This window comes from Cyclobacteriaceae bacterium (assembly GCA_013141055.1).
GTDB lineage: Bacteria > Bacteroidota > Bacteroidia > Cytophagales > Cyclobacteriaceae > ELB16-189.
On record JABFRS010000001.1, the window covers coordinates 3,024,875 to 3,046,514 of the forward strand.

General features: G+C 41.2%; 21 protein-coding genes. 15 read left to right on the forward strand and 6 right to left on the reverse strand.

Going from position 1 to position 21,640, the window contains the following annotated elements:
- The first annotated feature begins 1 nt into the window (after position 1).
- From HOP08_13450 to HOP08_13490, 9 genes are all read left to right on the forward strand, one after another.
- Complete coding sequence (locus HOP08_13450) at positions 2 to 2,638, forward strand: FtsX-like permease family protein (GenBank protein NOT75926.1); 2,637 nt, start codon at positions 2 to 4, stop codon at positions 2,636 to 2,638.
- Between the two features lie 105 nt (positions 2,639 to 2,743).
- Positions 2,744 to 3,895 carry an esterase-like activity of phytase family protein gene (locus tag HOP08_13455; protein ID NOT75927.1) on the forward strand — a complete coding sequence of 384 codons (1,152 nt, stop codon included), beginning with the start codon at positions 2,744 to 2,746 and terminating at the stop codon, positions 3,893 to 3,895.
- A 13-nt stretch (positions 3,896 to 3,908) separates the two neighbouring features.
- A complete protein-coding gene (locus HOP08_13460; GenBank protein ID NOT75928.1) occupies positions 3,909 to 4,580 on the forward strand; it encodes an SGNH/GDSL hydrolase family protein in 672 nt (223 codons plus the stop codon).
- Positions 4,581 to 4,590: 10 nt separating this feature from the next.
- Entirely contained in the window at positions 4,591 to 5,064 is a 474-nt protein-coding gene (locus HOP08_13465) for a GNAT family N-acetyltransferase (protein ID NOT75929.1), read from the forward strand.
- A 98-nt stretch (positions 5,065 to 5,162) separates the two neighbouring features.
- Positions 5,163 to 6,227, forward strand: a complete 1,065-nt coding sequence (locus tag HOP08_13470) for a branched-chain amino acid aminotransferase (GenBank protein ID NOT75930.1) — start codon at positions 5,163 to 5,165, stop codon at positions 6,225 to 6,227.
- Positions 6,228 to 6,333: 106 nt separating this feature from the next.
- On the forward strand, positions 6,334 to 6,816 hold the full coding sequence (locus HOP08_13475) for a hypothetical protein (GenBank protein ID NOT75931.1): 483 nt from the start codon (positions 6,334 to 6,336) through the stop codon (positions 6,814 to 6,816).
- Positions 6,817 to 6,888: 72 nt separating this feature from the next.
- Positions 6,889 to 7,987 (forward strand): peptide chain release factor 2 gene (locus tag HOP08_13480; protein NOT75932.1). Its coding sequence is split into 2 segments (ribosomal slippage): positions 6,889 to 6,948 and positions 6,950 to 7,987, totalling 1,098 coding nucleotides; the frame shifts between segments, so codons are not numbered across the junction.
- Positions 7,988 to 8,101: 114 nt separating this feature from the next.
- The gene (locus HOP08_13485) at positions 8,102 to 9,193 is read left to right on the forward strand and encodes an MFS transporter (protein ID NOT75933.1); all 1,092 of its coding nucleotides are present in this window, start codon (positions 8,102 to 8,104) and stop codon (positions 9,191 to 9,193) included.
- Positions 9,190 to 9,858, forward strand: a complete 669-nt coding sequence (locus HOP08_13490) for a lysoplasmalogenase (GenBank protein NOT75934.1) — start codon at positions 9,190 to 9,192, stop codon at positions 9,856 to 9,858. Before HOP08_13485 ends, HOP08_13490 begins: the two co-directional genes overlap by 4 nt.
- A 59-nt stretch (positions 9,859 to 9,917) precedes the next feature.
- Here HOP08_13490 and HOP08_13495 read toward each other — a convergent pair whose 3' ends face one another.
- A complete protein-coding gene (locus tag HOP08_13495) occupies positions 9,918 to 10,730 on the reverse strand; it encodes a DUF2807 domain-containing protein (protein NOT75935.1) in 813 nt (270 codons plus the stop codon).
- 375 nt (positions 10,731 to 11,105) lie between these two features.
- Between HOP08_13495 and HOP08_13500 the strand changes: the two genes are divergently transcribed.
- Positions 11,106 to 12,356, forward strand: coding sequence for a TCR/Tet family MFS transporter (locus HOP08_13500; GenBank protein NOT75936.1), 1,251 nt, complete (start codon positions 11,106 to 11,108; stop codon positions 12,354 to 12,356).
- Here the strand turns inward: HOP08_13500 and HOP08_13505 are convergent.
- Together HOP08_13505 and nhaC are read right to left on the reverse strand one after the other, a co-directional pair.
- Complete coding sequence (locus HOP08_13505; GenBank protein NOT75937.1) at positions 12,313 to 12,957, reverse strand: 3'-5' exonuclease domain-containing protein 2; 645 nt, start codon at positions 12,955 to 12,957, stop codon at positions 12,313 to 12,315. The two genes, HOP08_13500 and HOP08_13505, sit on opposite strands and share 44 nt — an antisense overlap.
- On the reverse strand, positions 12,941 to 14,392 hold the full coding sequence (nhaC, locus tag HOP08_13510) for a Na+/H+ antiporter NhaC (GenBank protein ID NOT75938.1): 1,452 nt from the start codon (positions 14,390 to 14,392) through the stop codon (positions 12,941 to 12,943). The genes HOP08_13505 and nhaC overlap by 17 nt, the downstream gene beginning before the upstream one ends.
- Positions 14,393 to 14,523: 131 nt before the next feature.
- Between nhaC and HOP08_13515 the strand changes: the two genes are divergently transcribed.
- The 4 genes from HOP08_13515 (at position 14,524) to HOP08_13530 (ending at position 17,383) form a co-directional block, all read left to right on the forward strand.
- Complete coding sequence (locus HOP08_13515; GenBank protein NOT75939.1) at positions 14,524 to 15,033, forward strand: DUF4442 domain-containing protein; 510 nt, start codon at positions 14,524 to 14,526, stop codon at positions 15,031 to 15,033.
- 98 nt (positions 15,034 to 15,131) lie between these two features.
- Positions 15,132 to 15,608 (forward strand): DUF962 domain-containing protein, encoded by a 477-nt coding sequence (locus HOP08_13520; GenBank protein ID NOT75940.1) that lies wholly within the window; start codon positions 15,132 to 15,134, stop codon positions 15,606 to 15,608.
- Positions 15,609 to 16,544 carry a hypothetical protein gene (locus HOP08_13525; protein NOT75941.1) on the forward strand — a complete coding sequence of 312 codons (936 nt, stop codon included), beginning with the start codon at positions 15,609 to 15,611 and terminating at the stop codon, positions 16,542 to 16,544.
- Positions 16,541 to 17,383 (forward strand): glycosyltransferase, encoded by an 843-nt coding sequence (locus tag HOP08_13530; GenBank protein NOT75942.1) that lies wholly within the window; start codon positions 16,541 to 16,543, stop codon positions 17,381 to 17,383. The genes HOP08_13525 and HOP08_13530 overlap by 4 nt, the downstream gene beginning before the upstream one ends.
- A gap of 29 nt (positions 17,384 to 17,412) precedes the next feature.
- Here the strand turns inward: HOP08_13530 and rsgA are convergent, their stop codons facing one another.
- Positions 17,413 to 18,330 (reverse strand): ribosome small subunit-dependent GTPase A, encoded by a 918-nt coding sequence (gene rsgA / locus HOP08_13535; GenBank protein ID NOT75943.1) that lies wholly within the window; start codon positions 18,328 to 18,330, stop codon positions 17,413 to 17,415.
- Positions 18,330 to 19,577 (reverse strand): 3-deoxy-D-manno-octulosonic acid transferase, encoded by a 1,248-nt coding sequence (locus tag HOP08_13540; GenBank protein NOT75944.1) that lies wholly within the window; start codon positions 19,575 to 19,577, stop codon positions 18,330 to 18,332. The genes rsgA and HOP08_13540 overlap by 1 nt, the downstream gene beginning before the upstream one ends.
- Positions 19,578 to 19,697: 120 nt before the next feature.
- Here HOP08_13540 and HOP08_13545 point away from each other — a divergent pair, with 120 nt between their 5' ends.
- Entirely contained in the window at positions 19,698 to 20,774 is a 1,077-nt protein-coding gene (locus tag HOP08_13545) for a hypothetical protein (protein NOT75945.1), read from the forward strand.
- Positions 20,775 to 20,852: 78 nt separating this feature from the next.
- On the opposite strand, the gene HOP08_13550 is transcribed toward HOP08_13545, so the two are convergent.
- Entirely contained in the window at positions 20,853 to 21,626 is a 774-nt protein-coding gene (locus HOP08_13550) for an enoyl-CoA hydratase (protein ID NOT75946.1), read from the reverse strand.
- Positions 21,627 to 21,640 lie beyond the last annotated feature (14 nt).

Consider the following 21,640-nt stretch of genomic DNA (forward strand, 5'->3'; position numbering starts at 1 on the left):
TATGAAGCAACCTCAGAACATAATACCACCGAGATGGGCAACGCGTTTGCTCTCATGGTATTGTCGTCCGGAGTTGCTGGAAGATCTTGAAGGTGATTTGAATGAATATTTTAATAGAAATGTAAAAGAGAAATCATTGAGGAGAGCAAGACTTATCTACATCATTGATGTGTTTAAGTTCTTCAGATCCTATACTGTTCGTAAACCTGAATTTATAAATCTTTTAATCAACTGGATTATGCTGGGCAGCTACATTAAAACATCGGGACGCAATATTGTCCGGAATAAACTTTTCTCCACAATCAACATTGCAGGACTTGCGATCAGCATGTCAGTGGGATTACTTACTATCGGAGTTCTTACCGATTTGTTTTCTTATGACAAGTTCCATACAAATCACTCGCGCATCTATCGGGTCATCAGCAAGTATCAGTTTCTTGATAATCAGGATGATCATTTCATGGCCACAACATCAGTGAAAGCAGCTTTGGAAATCAATGAGAGCTTTAAAATGCCTGAAGCTGTTGCTTTTTTCAGGGCCGGTTTTCAGGGTGACATGAAAGCAAATGAGAAAACAATTCCGGTCAACGGTTATTGGGCCAATGAAAAATTGTTTAGCGTTTTCTCTTTTCAATTGCTGAGAGGAAACGCAGAAACAGCATTGAAGGAACCATTCTCCATGGTGCTGACAGAACAAACAGCGAGAAAATTCTTTGGTGATCAGGATGCGATGGGAAAAACAATAACGGACCAGGGAAGAGATTACACGGTTACGGGAATTATTAAGGACATCCCTACTTTTTCCAACATCAAATTTGATATGCTGGGATCTTTTAGCTCAAGGACTATTCTCACGGAAGAGGAAAAAAGAGAAATGGCATGGGATAATATCTGGGGAACATGGGTGTATCTGCTGCTTCCTGAGGATGCAAACCTTGAAACCTTACAGGCAAATCTTAATCAGCTGTCTGTAAAATTTGATCCAACGGTAAAAGACACTCATATCGAGCTTTCGATTCAGCCCTTTGACAGCATCATGATGACTGATAATCAAAGTAATGAAATCGGTCCGGTGATGGGAAGCAGTGCGATGTGGATTTTCGGAGGACTTTCATTTGTTGTTATTCTTTCAGCTTGCTTCAATTATGCGAATCTTTCTATAGCTAGATCTTTAAGAAGAAGCAGGGAAGTGGGTATCCGAAAAGTTGTTGGGGCATTGAAGAGTCAGGTATTAAGCCAGTTTGTAATAGAGGCTGTTCTTATTTCGCTGATAGGGCTTGTGTTTGCATTCGTAATCTTCCTTATCCTAAGAGGTTATTTTTTAGGGATCGATCCTGGGTTCAGTAGAATGCTGACGTTAAACTTATCATTGGAGATGGTGCTTTGGTTTATATTATTTGCGGTTCTTGTAGGAGTAGGAGCGGGATTTCTACCGGCCTTATTCTTTGCTAAAGTGAATGCGGCACAAGCCTTGAAGAATTTATCATCTGTTCTGAGCTTTAAGAAGCAAACTCTGAGGAGGGCATTAATTGTATTTCAATACACGATATCCATCATCTTTATCACTTGTACGATCGTCATATTCTCGCAATACAAGCATTTCATGGCGTTTGATCTTGGATTTAAAACAGAAAATATTTTTAACATTGAACTCAAAGGCAATAACGCGGAGCTACTGAAGAAGGACTTAAGTGAATTGCCTGAAGTAAAGGCGATATCCATATCAAGGATTATTCCAAGCGTAGGCAACTACTGGACAACACGTGTAAAGTACCATGCCAATCCAGATGATTCTGCATCAGTAAATTATAATGCCATTGATGAGAATTATCTTCCGCTTCATGAGCATAAACTTTTGGCAGGTAGAAACTTCACAACCAGAGGAGAGGACTTTATTGAAAGTGAAGTGATCGTGAATGAACAGCTTCTGAAGAGATTCAATATCGCTGAGCAGAATCCTGCCAATGCAATCGATGAGATCCTGCGCGTTGAAGGAAAGGATATGAAGATCATCGGGGTGATGAAAAACTTTCAGTATGGAAGGGCTAATGATAAAGCGGAGGCAAGGGAAGTGGTGATGCGATATTCCCACAAGAGAATGAACTGGATAAACCTTAAAATTGGATCAACGGATCTGATTGCCACTCATGATAAAATTGAAGCAATCTGGAAGAAGCATGATAATGTGCATCCTATGGAAGGGATGTTCTATGATGAACAACTTGAGGAAGCCTTTAGTGGATTGCAGGCCGCTGTGAAGATGGCAGGATTTCTTGCCATGTTGGCGGTTTGTATCGCCTCCATGGGATTACTTGGAATGGTAGTATTCACCACTGAAACACGTTTAAAAGAAATTAGTATTCGCAAAGTAATGGGGGCAAGTGAAATAGGTCTGTTATATCTTTTAGGAAAAGGATTTATCACGTTGCTTCTGATTGCTACTCTTATCGGATTGCCAGTCACTATCATATTCTTTGAACAATTATTGCTTCCTGAAATTGCTAATCATGCACCCCTTTCTCTTATTGAAATGTTTGCCGGGGTGTTAGGTATTCTCTTCATTGCTTTGCTTATGATAGGCTCCCAGACAATAAAAGTTACAAGAACCAATCCTGCAGACGTTCTCAAGCAAGAATAGATTCCGATTAATTTTTCTCATCTCCTGAATTTCCGGTGTTTTTACATCTGAGATTCGGGATTTTTGCTTTAGGATTTTCCGTACTTTCATTCCTAAACTGATAGCATGTATTACATTTTCTGCTTTTTGCCTTTTTTAATGATCTTCAACTGCTCTGATAAGAAAGAGCCAATACAAGTGAGTAAATTCCGATTGATTGGCGAACAGCAACTCGATGTAGCTACAACTTTCCAGGGTACACAGGTGGGAGGCATTTCAGGAATCGATATGAATCCCGATGGAACTTTTTATCTGCTTTCTGATGATGGAAGTGAAATTAATCCAGCTCGCTTTTATACAGCGGAACTGAATTATGATGCATCCATTTTCTCCTCTATTAATCTGAAAACAGTAGTGAGTTTAAAAACACCTGCTGGCAACAACTATCCTTCGTATAATGATTATTTCGGATCCTCGACGACCATTAACTATACAGATCCTGAATCTATCCGATATGATCCCTTCACGGGAACTTTGTTATATGCCAGTGAAGGATCTGACTTAAACATTAACATCGCGCCAGTTCAACCCTTCATTCATCAAATAGATCTTCAAGGGACATTTATAAAGGAAATTCCAACACCATCACAGTTCCGGTACGTACGGCCGCCCAATACTACAGGGCTCATCACCAATGCTACTTTTGAATCGATGTGTCTTATTCCGAATAGCGATGACCTCTGGGTTGCCATTGAGGCTCCACTTTTGCAGGACGGGCCTCGTGCTACCTTTTCACAAGGTGGATCGCCAATTCGTATAGCGCGTGTCAATTGGAAGACGAATACACAAGTTGCACAGTATGCTTATATCCCTGAAAAAAATCCAAAGAATCCGATTCCAGCTAATGGTTCCAGCAACAATGGAGTTTGTGAGGTTCTTTCCATAGATGAAAACAGATTGCTTGTTTTAGAAAGGGCCTTTTCAGCTGGCTATCCTACTGCTACGGGCAATACGATCAGGATTTATGAGGTTGACTTTAGTGGTGCGACGGATGTGTCAAATGTCACCTCACTTGTAAATGCTTCCTATAAACCATTAGTCAAAACGTTGGTTCTTGATTTCAGCAATATCGGTATAAGAGACACAGATAACATTGAGACTTTTGCCTGGGGAAAGACGCTGCCGAACGGAAACAGAACAATGGTTTTTGTTACGGATAATAATTTCAGTGCTACCCAGATTTTTAAATTCTATGTTTTTGAAATTACCAATCTTTAATTCATAACTGATTATGAGAGTTTTTTCCTGGACGATGATGATCATGTTTATTGTGGCAAGTTCTTTTACTTTCTTGCAAAAGAAGAGAGTTGTTTTCTTTGGTGATTCCATCACCCAGGCCGGAGCAAGTTCAGGAGGTTATATTCTTAAGATCGGAGATCTGGCTGTGGCTGATGGAAAGGCAAGTCAATTTGAATTTATGGGCGCCGGTATTGGGGGAAATAAAATATATGATCTGTTTCTTAGGATGGAGGATGATGTTCTGGTGAAAAATCCTGATGTAGTTGTCATCTACATTGGAGTGAATGACGTCTGGCACAAGCGATCCTTTGGTACGGGCACGGATCCTGATAAGTTTGAAAAATTCTACACAGCAATCATCAATAAATTAAAGGCAAAAAATATAGCGGTAATTCTTTGTACTCCAGGGGTGATTGGAGAGCGTACGGATTTCAGCAATGAATTGGACGGTGATCTTAATCGTTACAGCACGATCATCCGTTCTTTAGCAACAAAGAATGGCCTTCAGCTGATTGATTTGAGAAAGGCTTTTCTTGAGTATAATATAAAGTCGAACCCTGAAAATAAAGAGTCTGGAATTCTTACTACGGATCGTGTTCACCTGAATGAGAAAGGGAATCAACTGGTGGCAGAACAAATGTGGAAGGTGATCAAGTCGCTTTAGATCTTTGTTTATGACAGAAGAGATCCTCAGAACAGATTCCTCTCATCCGGATTTTATTTCATTGGTGGTTGAGCTTGATAAGGATCTTGCCGGTCGTTATGGCGACAGTCAGAAATTCTTCAACCAATTCAATAAGCTCGATAAGATCAGGCATGTTGTGATCGTCTACCGGGATGGCAGACCCGTTGGCTGCGGAGCCATGAAGAAATACGATGATACCACCATGGAGATTAAGAGAATGTTTGTTTCAGCAGAGCATCGTTCGCAAGGAATTGCCGGACGCATTATGGATGCTCTTGAGACCTGGGCAATGGAATTAAACCTTTTGTCATGCATTTTGGAAACTGCTAAGAAGCAGCCGGAAGCAATGCATCTCTATGAAAAATCCGGGTACTTTATCATTCCTAATTATGATCAATATATCGGGGTTGAGATCAGTGTTTGCATGCGTAAGAACTTACTTCAGGGATGTCCTAAAAATTAGATTATTGTTAAACAAACGCGGTTTTTCAAGATTTGCTAACATCCGTTAGCCGAGGTCTGAAATATCCATTAAATTGCCGCTCTAAAATTTATTCTGACATGGTAGAAACGTTGAAAATTGATGTTACGAAGACTGAGAAATCCCGTGTGAAAGAAGTTGACTTTAATGATCTTCCTTTCGGGAAAGTGTTTGCGGATCACATGTTCCTTGCTGATTTCCGTAAAGGTGATTGGGGCAATTTGCGCGTGGTACCTTATGGTCACATGCTGGTGAGTCCTGCAACCCCGGCGATTCATTATGGCCAGTCTATTTTCGAAGGATTGAAAGCATACAGAAACGATCAGGGTGAAGCTTTGATCTTCCGTCCGCTGGACAACTGGAAGCGTATGAATATTTCGGCTGATAGAATGTGTATGCCATATCTGCCAGAAGATATTTTTATGGAAGGAATTCATTCTTTAATGGAAATTGATCGTGAGTGGATTCCGAAAACTGAAGGCAGCTCATTTTATATCCGTCCCTTTATGTTCTCTGCGGATGAGTATATCGGTATCCGGCCTTCTCTCGACTTTACTTTCATGATTATCAATTCACCGGTTGGTCCTTACTATTCAACTCCTGTGAAGGTTAAGATTGAAACACATTATACAAGAGCTGTAGAAGGCGGAACTGGTTTTGCAAAAGCCGGAGGGAATTATGGAAGTTCATTGTATCCTGCCAAGCTTGCCCAGGATCAGGGTTATCACCAATTGATATGGACGGATGGAAGGGAGCACAAATACATTGAAGAGTCAGGAACAATGAATGTCATGTTTGTATTTGATGACACCATCGTAACTCCTGAGCTTGGAGATTCAATTTTGAAAGGTATTACGCGCGATAGTGTATTGGCATTGGCCAGGCACTGGGGGATGAAAGTGGAAGAAAGAAAGATTTCTGTTAAAGAGCTTGTCGACGGTCTTGAAAGCGGAAGAGTGAAAGAAGCTTTTGGTGCCGGTACTGCCGCTACCATCGCCCACATTGAATTGATCGGTTACGAGGGAAAGAATCATTATTTGCCTCCTGTTGAGACAAGGAAATTTTCAAATAAGGTTTTGGCTGAACTTGATGCCATCAAACGTGGACTGAAACCCGATCCATTTGGTTGGATGTACTCCTTCTGATTTCATTAAACCGCACATAGGCGCACAGATTCTGTATTTTTTTAAGAACTTAATATGAGTTCTGTGCGTCTATTCTTCTGTAGCTTTACAGGAACGCGGTTAAAGAATGATTAGAATCCTCCTGAGTCTTATTATCTTAACGATAGCACTGAATGGAACGGCTCAGCAAAAGGCGCTGGTGCTTATTAAAAAAAATTCAGTAATAGCACGTTTCACGGAGGGAGAAAAGATCAGATTTCAGTTCAAAGGGGATAAGGAATTTGCTTCTGCCACGATTACTGGAATCCACAAGGATTTTATTAAAGTCAACAATGAGGATACCATCTATGTATCCGAGATCGGTGTCATTGATATGCGACACCATTCCAACAACAGTTTTCATACAGCAAGCTCGGGAAGAAAATTGATTGCTGCGGGAGTCATTCTTTTGTTTACAGACATGCTTAATTCGTCTGATTCCAATACAATCAGCAGCGGCGTGTGGATCACCTCTGGTATCCTCGCAGGTGGTGGAACAGTGATGCAGTTTTTTAATAATAACTATTTTAAAGTAGGTAGGAAAAAGAAGGTAACAATTGGTAGTATTTGAGGTCGAGCTACTTTATTCTGACGGCCGCATCCCAACTTCTTAATTCTCCGATTCTTCTTATATCTTTGCTCCATGACATCAGAACAATTAAAAGATTTGAAGGCCCGAGTGGCTGCCTTGAGGAGGTATCTTTGACTACGATCGCAAGAGAGTAGAAATCGAAGACGAAGAACGTATTACACAGCAGGCCGAATTCTGGAATAACTCCAAGCAGGCCGAAGCAACCCTGAAAAATATCCGAGCTAAGAAAGTCTGGACGGATGCTTATGACGCTGTCAGCAAGCAACTTGACGACCTTGAAGTATTGGTGGAATTTCATCAGGCAGGAGATGTTTCCGAAGATGAGGTAAACGCGGAGTATAAAAATGCTGCGAGATCGATTGAGGAACTTGAATTCAAGAAGATGCTCAGCAAGGAAGAAGATCAGCTAAGTGCTATGATCGAAATCAATCCTGGAGCAGGTGGTACGGAAAGTCAGGACTGGGCGGATATGCTTCACCGCATGTATATCATGTGGGGAGAGAAAAACGGCTATACGGTTCGTGAAGTAGATTATCAGGCAGGGGATGTTGCGGGGATTAAATCCGCGACGATCGAAATAGAAGGACCTTTTGCTTTTGGAAAGCTGAAATCTGAATCAGGCGTTCATCGTTTGGTAAGAATTTCTCCCTTTGATTCAAATGCCCGTCGTCATACATCTTTTGCATCGGTGTTTGTCTATCCTGAAGTGGATGACACAATCAATATTGAGATCAATCCGGCTGACATTGAAATGCAGACTTCCAGATCAGGTGGTGCGGGTGGTCAGAACGTAAATAAAGTAGAAACAAAAGTTCAGCTCACACATAAGCCAACAGGAATTGTTATTGTTTGTCAGGTAGAGCGCTCTCAGCATGCGAATCGTGAGAAGGCCATGCAAATGCTGAAGTCCAGATTGTATCAACTTGAGATGGACAAGCGAAATGCTGCCCGTGATAAAGTGGAGGCTGGAAAAATGAAAATTGATTTCGGTTCTCAGATCAGAAACTATGTATTGCATCCCTATAAACTTGTGAAGGATGCGCGCACTGGTGTTGAGCGAACGGATGCGCAAAATGTTCTTGACGGTGATTTGGATGATTTCATCAAAGCATTTCTCCTGGGCGCTCAGGAAAACGCAGTGAAACAATAAGCAATTTCTTACTTCCTATATTCTCCCGTGCTCAAACCAGGATCCTCAAAAATTTACTCTACGCAGTTCTGGCTTCTCTGCACAAGCTCATTTCTTTTTTTTGCGAGCTTCAACATGCTGGTGCCGGGATTATTCATCTACCTGCCTTCCATTGGCGGGGCAGAATATATTGGACTGATCATCTCATTGTTTACTGTTACAGCCATGATCTCCCGTCCATTGAGCGGAAAGCTGGCAGACAGGATTGGAAGAAAGCCAGTGATAATGGCAGGAGCGCTGGTGTGCTTCATTTGCAGTTTACTTTATCCTGTCCTTACTACTGTATTTGGATTTTTGTTTCTGCGGTTGCTTCATGGATTCTCTACAGGGTTTACTCCAACAGGCGAGGCGGCTTATATTTCCGACATCATTCCACCTGACAGAAGGGGAGAAGCGATGGGCCTTATGGGAACTTCCAGTAGTCTGGGAATGGCCAGTGGATTGTCTTTCGGTGGATGGTTCATATCCACCTATTCAATGGAATCTCTCTTCTATTGTTCTTCTGCTTTTGCAATCCTCTCGGCTTTGATTGTCATTACAATTAAAGAAACAGTAAAAGAGAAGCATGCAATAACGTACAGACTTCTTTTGGTAAGTAAGGTTGATCTTTTTGAACCTCGGGTTATCATGCCATGTGTAGTAATGGGATTATGTGCTTATGCTTATGGAACATTATTCACGATTGCGACAGACTACAGCACTTTCTTTGCAATTGAAAACAAGGGACTTCTCTTCACTTATTTTACTATTGCGTCTCTTATGATTCGTCTTCTCGCGGGACGGGCGTCTGATACCTATGGTCGCGTTAGGGTATTAAAATTTTCTACGATGATTATGACCATTGCGATGGGGATTATAGCTTTTGCTTCCACCAAGATGATGTTGATCATTGGAGTATTTATGTATGGATTGGGACAAGGTGCTAATTCCCCGACATTACTGGCGTGGGCCGCAGACCTCAGTTTGCCAGAGCATCGAGGAAGAGGTCTGGCATCATTATACATTCTGATGGAATTCGGAATTGGTATTGGAGCCTTCTTTTCGGGATTGATTTATGTCAATAATCCATTACAATTTTATATTCCATTTGGTGTCGGTGGCATACTTAGTTTCATAGCTTTCTTATATTTATGGACACGGCCTTCACGAGTGTCGGCGTTCAAATGAAAAACAATTCAATTTTTCTCGTTGTCTTTCTGATTGCCAGTGCTATTCAATTGGTTGGTGCTGTAATTGAAATGCCTTTGATGCAGGATCTTTCAAAGCCAGTAATCATGATTTCACTGATGGGATACTATTGGATGGAGGCAGAAAAGCGTTCAGGAATTTTTATTCTGGCACTGCTCTTCTGTTGGGCAGGCGATGTGTTGCTGATCTTTCAACCTCAAGCCGAATGGTTCTTTATCTTCGGATTAGTGGCTTTTCTGGTAGGTCATCTTTTCTATATGATCTCTTACAGTAAATTCATGACAACGGATAAGACAAATGAATTGCTCTGGACTCAAAAAATCCGGTATTCATTGCCACTGATTCTCATCGGTACAGGATTAATCACCATTCTTTTCCCGAAGTTGGGCGCCTTAAAAATTCCGGTATTGATTTACTCTATGGTGCTTGTTGGTATGACCATGACGGCTTTATTCCGCTACGGCCGTACGACTTCCCAAAGCTTCTGGATGGTATTTCTGGGAGCTGTTCTTTTTATGGTCTCTGATTCATTGCTCGCTATCAATAAATTTTATTCACCTCTGCCGATGGCCGGATTTCTGATCATGTTTACCTATATCAGTGCTCAATACTTTATTGTAGCAGGTGTACTTAGACATAAATAAAAAAGACCTGCATCGCTGCAGATCTTTTTTTAATCTCTAATCTTTTGATCTTAATCTCATTACATTTTTCTCACTTTTCCACTTCCTGCAGAATGGCTATTTACGCGGGCTGGATTTCCCTTATATGTTACACTACCGCTGCCACTGATTACAGCATCAAGATCTGACTTCACGCTGATTTCCACATCGCCCGACCCGGATATCCGTACTTCACATTTGTCTGCTTCAAGATTTGATGCTAAAACTCTTCCTGAGCCGCTGATCTTTGCGGTTACTACCTTCGCAGTTCCATCTGCCTGAATTCTTCCGGAACCTGAGATACCAAAATCTGCCTGCTCACGAATGGTGATGGATAGAATAACTCTTCCACTTCCGCTTACATCACTGTCAAAATTGCCACAAGAACCTTTTAGATCAATATTGCCAGATCCCGAAACATCAGCTTCTATATTTCCATCAGCAGCAGCTTCCAATTTTAAAGAACCAGAGCCGCTTACTTTTAATTCAAGATTTTTTGTTGAGAATTTATCTTCAGCAATTACATCTCCGGATCCACTAACGCTTATTCCTTCAAGATCTTTTACAGTAACATATGCAGTGATTCTGTCACTATCTTTCCAGTTAAAGTCCATCCATTTTCCTTCCTTGCCAATAGAAAGTCTTCCGCCGTTTACTTCGGTTTCAATTTCTTTCAAAAGATTCGCAGGGCCTTCGAGTTCAACTTTTTGAACACTTCCCTGTTTCAGGTAAAGTTTGCCAGGAACGCGGAAGGAAAGTTTTGTAAAGTTCTCGACGTTTCTCACCTCACGCGTCTGCGCGAATGAAAGAACGCTGATGGCTAAAATGACTATTAACAGTGATAGTTTTTTCATGGGTATTTCTTTTAAACTAGTAATACAGACTGGTTGGCGTCAAAAAAGGTTGCACGGGCCTGTGTCTTATATTTGACGTAATCACCAATCTGGTGGTTACATATCCTTACCGGCAATATGCTTCACCTTAGAAATTTGTAAAGAAATGCCGTCAAATTCATCGCTTTCGGTCTTTTTGATCCTGAAAAAAATCTCTAGCGCTTGCGTCATCTCCCATTCGTATTATAGAAAGCTGAAAGAAGATATATCTCTGGATAGTAATCTTATCCTTCATTTAGAATGATATTAAAATAGAACTTTCCTGCAGTTAGATGCCTTTTTTCTGTATGCTGCATAGAGGAAATAAATTAATTTAGCCGCCTTATTAAAAACATCATGGCAAAGCCGAAAGCAGCTCTTGGATTTATTTTTGTTACACTTTTAATCGACGTAACAGGTTTTGGAATCATCATACCTGTTGTTCCCAGTTTGATTCAGGAGCTTCTAGGACCAGGATCATCCATAAGTCTTGCCGCAACGTATGGTGCATGGTTGATTGCTGCCTACGCTTTAACGCAATTTTTCTGCGCTCCCATCATGGGTGGACTTAGTGATCAATATGGCAGAAGGCCTGTCTTATTAGCCGCTTTATTTGGATTTGGCCTTGATTACCTGTTTGTTGTTTATGCTCCGAACATCGCATGGCTTTTTGTTGGTCGCATTATAGCGGGTGCGATGGGAGCAAGCTTCACAACAGCCGGTGCTTACATTGCAGACATCAGTACTAATGAAAATCGCGCACAGAATTTTGGGATCATTGGCGCTGCCTTCGGGTTGGGATTCATTATTGGTCCTGTGATTGGTGGATTGCTCGGCGATTTTGGTCCTCGTGTTCCCTTTATTGCTGCTGCGATACTGACATTATTAAACTGGCTGTACGGATATTTTATTCTTCCAGAATCGCTATCGAAAGAAAACAGAAGACCCTTTGAATGGAAAAGGGCAAATCCTTTCGGGACATTATTGAATCTCTGGAAATACCCGGTTATCTCGGGCTTATTGATTGCGATAACCTGTCTTTATCTTGCTGCACATGCTGTGCAAAGCAACTGGTCTTACTTTACGATTGAAAAGTTTAAATGGGAGCCGGGTCAAATCGGTATTTCTCTTGCGGTTGTGGGTTTTATGTTTGCCATTGTTCAGGGACTTCTTATCAGGAAAATTATTCCGGCTCTGGGTCAGCAAAAGAGCGTGTTCGTTGGCCTTGCATTATACTCACTTGGATTTTTATGTTATGCTTTCGCAACACACGGTTGGATGATGTACGCCTTTACAGTCATCTATTGTCTTGGAGGAATTGCCGGGCCTGCATTACAGGGAATCATGTCAGGGGTTGTTCCTGCTAACGCACAGGGAGAATTGCAAGGAGGATTCACGAGTCTCATGAGTGTGAGTTCTATTCTTGGCCCTTTGATGATGAATGGACTTTTTGCTTACTATACTTCTGTGGAGGCCCCTATTTATTTTCCTGGTGCAGCGATGTTGCTGGGAGCGGTGCTTACATTAATAAGCGCTGTGTTGGCGAGAAGAACTTTCAAAAAGACTAACCTTCTGAATTCTGTTCCTCCTCCGGTAGCGAAGGCTTAGGTTTTGGAACCGCTGGCATTTTCTTAAGAGTCTCATAGATATTTAAGCAAACCCATGCGTCGGTAGCAGCGTAGCTTACCTGCTTTTCATTAAGCTGAGGAGCTTCCCAGTTGCTGGTTTGCGCACTTTTTGAAATGCGAAAGCCTAACAAAAGGGCGGTCAGTTTTTTTACGCTTTCAACTTCAAGCCCTTTATCTTTTGAAAGTAGCGCTAGCTCAACAAAACCAGCCGGCTTAAATTTTTTCAAATGTTGGAGTGCTTTCAGATCATCACGAATTGCAACGCCTGCTTTTTCTATCGATTCATTTTGCAAGAACTGAATAATCTCAGGAGTCAACCCGGTAGCCATTAATCGAATGATATAAACAGTTTCGGGAAGTGCAATCTGAAGGATCGCTACTTTATTATACTGACCTCTTACGAAAACGGGTTTTGTTTCGGTATCAAATCCTATCGTAGAGTGGCGATTTATTTCGCGAAAAGCGTTTGCAAGTTCTTCAGGGTCAGAAATGACCACTACTTTTCCATCAAAAGCTCCTAACGGAAGTAGATTGATCTCCTCGTTAGTAATGGTCGTATTTCCGTTATGCGGGTTTGGCATCACTAAACCTTCGTATCTTAAAATTCAAGTAAGCCTGCAGGACTGTCATCAGTGGACTAATAATGCAAAAGAAACAGTATGGTGCATACACCATCGTTGCAACACCGAGAACATTTGCCTGAGTAGCGCCACACGTGTTCCATGGAATTAAAACAGAAGTTACGGTGCCTGCATCTTCCAGCGTGCGACTCAGTAATTCAGGTTTATATCCTCTCTCACGGTAAGTGCTTGAGTACATCCTTCCAGGTATTGCGATTGCCATGTATTGATCGGATGCAGTAAAGTTAAAAAACACACACGTGGCAGCAGTGCTCGCTACCAAAGATCCTGTGCTATGTGCAAACCGGATGATTTCTTCTGCAATGCGGTTTAATAAACCGGATGATTCCATTACTCCACCAAAGATCATAGCGCAGAGGATAAGCCAGATGGTGTTCAGCATTCCACTCATTCCCCGTGCTGTCAACAGATCGGAGATCATTTTGTTGTCCGTTTGAATATTGATGGTCGTGGTCAATGCTTTCATGACAGCGACAAAGGAACTCTTTACAGAATTTCCACTAATCGCAGAGATCTGGTCAATGATCTGTGGTTGAAAGATGATGGCAAAAATTCCACCAAGCAAAGCTCCAATCATCAAAGCTGGCAGGGCAGGTACTTTTTTTACAATCATGAAAATTACCAACGCAGGAACTACAAAGAGGAGCGGGTTGAGATTGAATTTACTTTCGATGGCAGATAATACAGCAGTAGTATCCGTTGCTGTTACGTGCGTGTCAAGAGTAAATCCCCAGACGAAAAAGATCAGTAAGGTGATCGCCAGAGTCGGCACCGTTGTATAGATCATGTATTTCACGTGAGTGAAAAGATCAGTACCTGCCATCGCTGGAGCGAGATTAGTGGTGTCGCTCAGGGGCGACATCTTATCTCCGAAGTAGGCACCGGATATGATGGCACCTGCAATAACACCTTCCGATATGTCCATTGCTTTTCCAATTCCCAATAAGGCTATTCCTACTGTGGCTACCGTGGACCAGCTGGATCCTGTGGCAAGAGAGACGACGCAACAGACAATGCATGCAGCAAAAAGGAAAATAGTAGGATTTAAGATCTTCAATCCATAATAGATCATTGCAGGAACAATTCCACTGAGAAGCCATGTGCCTGAAAGAGAGCCGATCACAAGAAGGATCAGCATAGCGCCCATTGCTGAGCTGATGCTTTTAACAATACTGGATTCAATTTCTTCCCAGGTGTATCCGAGTTTGTAGGAAATGATACCCGCGATTCCGGCGGCAAGTAAGAGTGCAATCTGGTTGGCACCTGAGATCGCATCGTTACCCAATACAATCACGTTGATAGTAAGGAGAGAAATTAGTATTACGATGGGAATGAAAGCATGAACTAAATTCGGCCGCCTCTTATCTTGAGTCATTCAATGTAAATTTGATTGAACAATATAGCCTATTTAACAATTAGTCCAATCAGGCACTTAAATCATTGATGAATCTCACCCAAATTTGCCCTTTAAATTACTTAACTTAGGATTTCAACGTCCAACACTTTATGAATTCTGCAGCAGTCATCGAAAAAGCCAAACATTCGTCTTTTTGGAGGTGGATTTTGAATCAATCACTCTACCGGATGGTTCCTTTCAATGCTCCTCACAAATTTCAGGTTGTTGAGATCGGTGATCATTTTCTCAAAGCCCTTATTCCTTACCGTCGCAGTAACTTCAATCATATAAAAGGTCTTCATGCATGCGGACTTGCAACCATTTCGGAATTTGCGACAGGGTTCTTATTGCTTTCACGTCTCGACATAAAGAAATACAGATTGATCATGCGCCGTATTGAAATGGAGTATCATTATCAAGGTAAGATGGATGCATATGCTGAGTTCAGCACTTCCGATGAATGGTTTCAGAAAGAAATTATAGTTCCACTGCAAACGCAGGAGTCTGTTGAGGTTCCGTGCATTATTAAAATTCATGATGTTAAGGGAAATCACCTCACAACAGGAAAAGTTTTCTGGCAGGTCAAAGACTGGACAAAGGTGAAAACAAAACTGACTTAGTTTCTTTTTGGATCACTTTGACCTTTTTTCGCTTCCGGTTAGTCTTTATAGTTTGATCTTTCATCTTTATATTTATAAGTGTTTCTAAACCTCTGCTTATGCGAAAAATAGATCTTCTGCTTTCGGAATACGGTGAGAGCCACCAGAATGCAACCAACAAGGCAATTCACTGGATTTGTGTTCCTCTGATTTTTTTTAGTGTAATAGGATTGATTGCTTCTATTCCGCCGGGACCAGTTCAATCTTTTCTGGGAGAGGGAAATCCATATGCCAACTGGGCTACCATCGTTCTGATCTTTGCAATTGCTTATTACTTTACTTTATCGATCACGTTGACGATCGGAATGGTCTTGTTTGCGTTACTCTGTCTTTTTTTAGCGAATGCTATCTCCGCAGCCGGCATTCCGTTGTGGGCTGCAAGCCTTGGTATTTTTGTTGTGGCGTGGATCGGTCAGTTCTATGGACATAAAGTGGAAGGTAAGAAACCTTCTTTCTTAAAAGATCTGCAGTTTCTTATGATCGGACCTGCCTGGCTCATGCATTTCATTTATAAAAAAATCGGAATTCCTTACTAATTGGAGAAGGGATATAGTGTTGTAACAGAAATTTCTTCGGCATCTACTCCCGATTATAATTCCTTTTTGTTTGATGATCCGCAGCATCATTTACTTCAGGCAGATGATTGGCTGAATTTCTATTTGCTGAGAAAAGCAAATCAAAAGATCATGGCGCGTGTTTCTTTTCATGTAAAGGACCACAAGGCTTACTCCCCCATGCGGGCTTCTTTTGGTTCTTTTAACTTTTCACGCGATCTCTCTCCGCTGGTTCTCTATCAATTTATTCAAGAGTGTGAAAGACATCTGGTAAAAAAGAAAATCAGGTCTGTAAGGATCATTGAGCCACCATTATTTTACAACTCTTCCGGGGAGCTTTTGCAAACTATTTTATTCAACCTTGGATATCATGTTACTGATGCGCAAATAAGTTCGGGAATCAGAATTGACAATACTGCTTTCGATGATAAGATTGAAAGCTGGGAAAAGAGAAAGCTCAAGCAGGCAAAAGTGAAGGGCCTTACTTTTAAAAAATTACCCATCAGTGAATTGGAAACTGTTTATAAGTTTATTTTAAAATGCCGTGATCAACGGGGCCATTCTCTCAGTATGACACTTTCTGAGTTGACGGAGACTGTGAATGTATTTAAGTCATCTTTTTTTCTTTTTGGAGCCTATCACAAGAATGAACTTGCTGCGGCCTCTATTTCTATTCGCGTTCATCAGGATATACTGTATAATTTTTATTCCGGTCATTTAAAGAAGTTTGATGCCATCAGTCCTGTAGTTTTATTGATTAGTGGCATTTATAAATTCTGTGGGTCCAATAAAATCCATTTACTGGATCTCGGCACCTCCGCTGTTGAGGGTCAACCAAATTTCAGTTTGCTGGATTTCAAGTTAAGACTTGGAGCTATTCCATCTATGAAGCTTACCTTTGAAAAAGATCTGGTGTGAACAAGCCATTGGTTTCGGTTATATGTCTTTGCTTCAATCATTCGAAATTTGTTGAAGAAGCAATTCGTTCTGTACAAGACCAAACCTATCCCAATGTTGAGCTGATCATTTTGGATGATCATAGTGAAGATCAAAGTGTGGAAGTAATTCAGAGAATCCTTCCACGTCTTACGAATGCAAAATTTATCCCCATACAAAATAATCTGGGCAATTGTCGGGCTTTCAACAAAGGTCTTGAAGTTGCCAGTGGAGAATTTATCATTGACCTTTCAGCCGATGATGTACTACTTCCGGAACGAATTGAGGAAGGTGTGACCGCTTTTCAAAACGCTTCAGTTGATGCTGGTGTTAATTTTTGCGACGCCGAGCTGATAAATGCTGAGGGTAAAAGTCTGGGTCGTCATTCAGATCGCTTTCCTCACAACTCAATTCCTCAAGGTGATATCTATGCTGCAATTCTGAGAAAGTACTTTATCAATAGTCCCACTATGATGATGAAGCGTATGGTGTTTGATAGGCTGGGAGGGTATGATGAATCACTCGCTTATGAAGACTTTGATTTCCTGGTGCGTTCCTCACGTCAGTTTAAATTTATCTATACCCCGGAGGTACTTTTAAAAAGGAGAATACTATCCACATCATTGGGAAGTCATCAATATAAGCGCGGGAGTCGTCAGCTGGAATCAACTTTCAAAATCTGCGAAAAAGCTTTCCTCTTGAATAGAACTGATGAGGAATATTCTGCATTAAAAATGAGAATTCGTTACGAGTTGCGCCAGGCTCTTCTGTTGGGTGATATAAAACTTGCCTTGAATTACTTCAGACTTCTTTTGCGGTGATAACTGGTTGTCTATTTTTTAGCTTTTGATCATTTCCTGTTGTCGTAGCCCATCACCATGCTCACATAATTATTGTAGCGGTTCAAAGCAATCGTCCCTTCTTCTACCGCCAGTCGAATAGCACATTTAGGTTCCGTGAGGTGTAAACATCTTGATTCGAATTTGCATTCCGAACGTAGCTCCCGCATTTCAGGAAAGTAGTCTGAGATTTCCTGTTGTGTCATATCAACCAATCCCCATTCCTTGACACCGGGTGTATCTATAACAAATGTATTTTCGCTTATCAGAAACATTTCCGCAAAGGTGGTAGTATGGGTGCCTTTGCTTGTAAAATCTGAGACCTCGCCGGTTGTCTGCCCAAGTCCGGGTGAAAGTTTGTTGAGGAGTGTTGATTTACCCACCCCTGAATGACCAGCAATCAATGTTGTTTTATTGTTTAACAGATTATATAACTGTTTCACATCTTCATCATCCAGAGATGAAATGATGAGTGTGGTGACATTTAAAGATTCGTAAAGAGCTTTAGCCTGATCAATTTGAACCATTTCTTTTTCAGTGAGCAGGTCTTTTTTATTGAAGATCAGAATTTGCGGTATTCGGAATGATTCGGCGCTTACCAAAAACCGATCGATAAATCCAAGTGAAGTTCTTGGATGACTTACTGTTGCAATCAACAATACCTGGTCTACGTTTGCTGCAAGCACCTGACGATGACCAGTTTTCTTAACTGATTGACGAAGGATGTGATTGTCACGTTGCTTGACTTCCGAAATGGAAGCATCATTTTGGTCGAGTAGTAATTCAACCCGATCTCCAACGGCGACAGGATTAGTTTCTTTTCCTTCATCAAGACGCAGCTTGCCCTGAAGCCTGCAATTATATTTCTTTTTATCAGTGCCGATAACTTCATACCACGATCCTGTCGATTTCATTACGCGGCCTTCCATTATGAAAGATATTTTTTGCTGTAATTCACAATCCTGGAAGTTGCCCCCAGATTTTCCAAAACATATTGACGAGTCACTTCACACGCCAGCAAGAAAGTCTCTGGATGACTGATCATCATTTCATATTTTGATTTTAGTTGAGTAAAGTCACCGACTTCAAAAGCACCACCCCTGAATACAAGATCCACCGCTTCCTGATATTTCTGGTATTTTTTATTGCCGAAGAACACTGGGATTCCATAGCAAGCAGCCTCCAGTATGTTATGAAGACCTTCACCAAATGCCCCACCAACATATGCAAACTCTCCGTAATTGTATAATCGTGACAGCATTCCGATGTTGTCAATAATCAATACAGATACTTCCGGTAACGAAGCATTTCCTGCCTTCGAAAAACGGACTGTTTTCCCATCAATCGATTTTTCTATGGTGCTTAGAAACTCTTCAGAGATCTCATGAGGAGCAATGATAAATTTTAGTCTGTCTTTGTTTTCATTAATGAAAGGATAGAGGACATCCATGTCATCAGGCCAGGCGCTTCCAATGACCATTAGTTTTTGTCCATCCTTAAATTGTTTTGCTATTGCAATTTCTTCCGATTGCTGAATGATCTGATGGACGCGATCAAATCGTGTATCTCCACCCAATGTAACAGATTGTATTCCAATAGACTTTAGCAACGTGACTGACTCTTCATTTTGAACAAAAAAATGATTGAAATAACCCAACATCTTCCGAAAGAAAGATCCATATGATTGAAAAAAACTCTGGTCTTGACGAAAAATCGAGGCGATCGAGATGAGTGGAATATTCTTTTTGTTTAACTGTTCAGAATAATGGTACCAGAATTCATACTTCACAAATACAACAAGGGAAGGTTTTACATTTTCAGCAAACCATCGTGCATTCTTTTTGGTATCCCAGGGAAGATAAAATACAGCATCAGCCGTTGCATAGTTTTTCCTTACCTCATAGCCAGAAGGAGAGAAGAAAGTAAGCAGAATCTTCAGGGAAGGATTCCATACTTTCAATGCCTCCATAACGGGACGACCCTGTTCAAACTCACCTAAGGATGCGCAATGAAACCAAACCCACTTATCCTGGCTGTTGGAAGGGAAAGTTTGTTTCAATTTATCCGATTGCCGGATGCGCCCCTCGCGAAAGGCTTTTGCTTTTGGATTGAACCATGAGGCCAGCCAGTACGCACTGCTCAGAAATCGGATACCAAAGTTATAGAGTAAGACCATTCTTATTATCAGAAGTCAAAGATAGGAGATATACTCTTGCATCATCAGTGGTCAGGCGCACTTCATGCATTTTTGACTTTGTTTTGGGTTTCGTATCTTTCAATTATAAATAATCCCCTTATGACAAAAAAAATCATTTTTCTGATGCTTCTGGCAAGTCAAGCGGCGTTTGCCCAGACCAATCAGATAGCGAAATTTTTTCCGGCAGCAGCGATCGGTAATAGTACTACGCCAACGGCGACGGGATCAGCAAACGTGCAAGGATTGGTTTCTGGTTACATTAAACCGGTTGCTGAAGATTTCGGTTCTTTAATGAATAATGGATGGTATTCCACTGCAGAAAACCATAAGAAATTTGGATTCGATTTGCAGGTGACCATGAATACCATTTTTGCAAAAAGTGAGCAAAAGACTTTCCTCCCAAGCGGACTTACAGGAGTTTCCTATAATGGTTCTGGAACCAGTGATCCTGCTCCAACAGCCTACGGTGAAGAAACATCTATCCCAAGATTTGTTTTCAACAGCGGCCCTAATACACTTATTCCTTTTCTGGGACCTGGTGGTGGAAACATCAGCAAGGATGTTCCCATCGGATCATTGGTTGTTCCTACAATCACAGGTGGTATTGGATTATTTGCAAATACAGATCTGAGATTCCGTTATACTCCAGCAGTTACATTGAGCGGAACAGAATTGAAGAATTGGGGAGTTGGTATCCAACATGATATCAAGCAGCATATTCCGGGTATTAAAATGGCACCTTTCCACCTTTCATTATTATTGGCTTACTCACAGTTGACAGCCACTACTGATCTGAAAGGATACTATTTTGATGGAGCAACTTCAAATACCTATAATAATCAAAATGGAATCGGTGAAACAAAAGGATACACTGCACAGATTCTTGTAAGCAAAACATTTGCTGTTATAACATTTTATGGTGCTATTGGATACAACAGCTCTAAGACTACTTATGATATCACAGGAAGCTATTATGTGAATCAAACTGAAAGTGGAATTCCATTGGCTCAGCCGGTTCTTTTGACGAATCCATTTCATGAAGAATATTCAGTTAGTGGCGTAAGGGCAACAGGTGGTATTCGTTTGAAATTCGGACCGATTGCATTGAACAGTGATTACTCATATGTGAATTCCAACGGCATGCTTACTGCAGGTTTCGGATTCTCCGTCAGATAATCATAAATTCTAAAGAAATAAAAGCCTTCGTTACATTGTAGCGAAGGCTTTTATTTTGAATATCAAATTACTGAATGATTATTTTCCAGTGAACGTGGGTTTTCTTTTCTCTATAAATGCTTTCATTCCTTCTTTCTGATCTTCGCTCGCAAATGTGAGATAGAAGTTCTTTCGTTCAAACATTAGTCCTTCATCCAATAAAGTTTCGAAGGAACGGTTGATTGATTCTTTTGCGAGCTGTACCGCAACCGGCGACATTGCTGCAATTTCTTTGGCAAGATTGACAGCTTCCAGTAAGTAAAATTCTACAGGCACCACTTTTATAACCAGTCCGTAAAAGAGTGCATCTTCTGCTGATAGGAATCTTCCGGTAAGAATAAGTTCCATTGCTTTTGCTTTTCCCACCGCTTTGGTAAGTCGTTGAGTGCCACCCGCACCTGGTATGGTTCCAAGTTTTATTTCCGGTTGACCGAATTTTGCAGTCTCCGATGCAATGATCATATCGCAGGTCATTGCAAATTCACATCCACCGCCCAAGGCAAATCCCGAAACTGCTGCAATGATTGGTTTTTTTGTTTTGCGGATCTGGTCCCAGGTGCTGAACTGATCCAGCATAAGCATATCCATCGCGGTCTTGTCAGCCATCTGCTTGATGTCTGCACCGGCAGCGAACGCTTGTTCATTGCCCGTGATGATAATAACCCTTACTGAGTCATCTTTGTCAAGAACCTGAAGTGCGTCGCGAACCTCACCCATCAACTGGGGATTTAGTGCGTTGAGTTCTTTAGGACGATACAATTCTATTAATGCTACGAAGGGAGCATATTGATTGTTGACTTTAATTAATTCCATGAAAATAGATTTGA

Excerpts from the sequence above, each read along its gene's own strand:
- HOP08_13450 (NOT75926.1), top strand. The coding sequence starts at position 2 with ATGAAGCAACCTCAGAACATAATACCACCGAGATGGGCAACGCGTTTG.
- HOP08_13455 (NOT75927.1), top strand. The coding sequence starts at position 2,744 with ATGTATTACATTTTCTGCTTTTTGCCTTTTTTAATGATCTTCAACTGC.
- HOP08_13460 (NOT75928.1), top strand. The coding sequence starts at position 3,909 with ATGAGAGTTTTTTCCTGGACGATGATGATCATGTTTATTGTGGCAAGT.
- HOP08_13465 (NOT75929.1), top strand. The coding sequence starts at position 4,591 with ATGACAGAAGAGATCCTCAGAACAGATTCCTCTCATCCGGATTTTATT.
- HOP08_13470 (NOT75930.1), top strand. The coding sequence starts at position 5,163 with ATGGTAGAAACGTTGAAAATTGATGTTACGAAGACTGAGAAATCCCGT.
- HOP08_13475 (NOT75931.1), top strand. The coding sequence starts at position 6,334 with ATGATTAGAATCCTCCTGAGTCTTATTATCTTAACGATAGCACTGAAT.
- HOP08_13485 (NOT75933.1), top strand. The coding sequence starts at position 8,102 with ATGCTGGTGCCGGGATTATTCATCTACCTGCCTTCCATTGGCGGGGCA.
- HOP08_13490 (NOT75934.1), top strand. The coding sequence starts at position 9,190 with ATGAAAAACAATTCAATTTTTCTCGTTGTCTTTCTGATTGCCAGTGCT.
- HOP08_13495 (NOT75935.1), bottom strand. The coding sequence starts at position 10,730 with ATGAAAAAACTATCACTGTTAATAGTCATTTTAGCCATCAGCGTTCTT.
- HOP08_13500 (NOT75936.1), top strand. The coding sequence starts at position 11,106 with ATGGCAAAGCCGAAAGCAGCTCTTGGATTTATTTTTGTTACACTTTTA.
- HOP08_13505 (NOT75937.1), bottom strand. The coding sequence starts at position 12,957 with ATGCCAAACCCGCATAACGGAAATACGACCATTACTAACGAGGAGATC.
- nhaC (NOT75938.1), bottom strand. The coding sequence starts at position 14,392 with ATGACTCAAGATAAGAGGCGGCCGAATTTAGTTCATGCTTTCATTCCC.
- HOP08_13515 (NOT75939.1), top strand. The coding sequence starts at position 14,524 with ATGAATTCTGCAGCAGTCATCGAAAAAGCCAAACATTCGTCTTTTTGG.
- HOP08_13520 (NOT75940.1), top strand. The coding sequence starts at position 15,132 with ATGCGAAAAATAGATCTTCTGCTTTCGGAATACGGTGAGAGCCACCAG.
- rsgA (NOT75943.1), bottom strand. The coding sequence starts at position 18,330 with ATGGAAGGCCGCGTAATGAAATCGACAGGATCGTGGTATGAAGTTATC.
- HOP08_13540 (NOT75944.1), bottom strand. The coding sequence starts at position 19,577 with ATGGTCTTACTCTATAACTTTGGTATCCGATTTCTGAGCAGTGCGTAC.
- HOP08_13545 (NOT75945.1), top strand. The coding sequence starts at position 19,698 with ATGACAAAAAAAATCATTTTTCTGATGCTTCTGGCAAGTCAAGCGGCG.
- HOP08_13550 (NOT75946.1), bottom strand. The coding sequence starts at position 21,626 with ATGGAATTAATTAAAGTCAACAATCAATATGCTCCCTTCGTAGCATTA.